1 pseudogene is annotated in these 282 nt (G+C 70.6%); it reads right to left on the reverse strand.

Annotated elements, in window-relative coordinates:
- A pseudogene (locus QSK17_RS35890) lies at window positions 1-282 on the reverse strand (RNA-guided endonuclease TnpB family protein); the annotation flags it as partial.

The raw sequence follows: 282 nt of genomic DNA on the forward strand, positions 1-282 counted from the left end.
GAAGGCGCACGAACGTGGCGGCCGGGTGCTCGGGCTGGGCGTCCCAGCGGCAGCCGTCGCCGTCCTTGGGCCACTCCACGGTGTCGAACCAGCCGCGTCCCTTGAACCGCGGGAACCCCGGCGTACGACCCTCGCGGACCCGCGTGAAGAACGCAGCGAACGCCTTGTCCAAACGCCGCAGCGTGGCCTGCTGAGAGGAGAACGACCAGCGGCCCTGACCTCCGGCGTCCTCAGCCCGGATGTGCTTCAACTCGGCCGACTGCTCGCCGTACCGGACGCTCA

The organism is Microtetraspora sp. NBRC 16547, from assembly GCF_030268965.1.
Lineage (GTDB): Bacteria > Actinomycetota > Actinomycetes > Streptosporangiales > Streptosporangiaceae > Microtetraspora.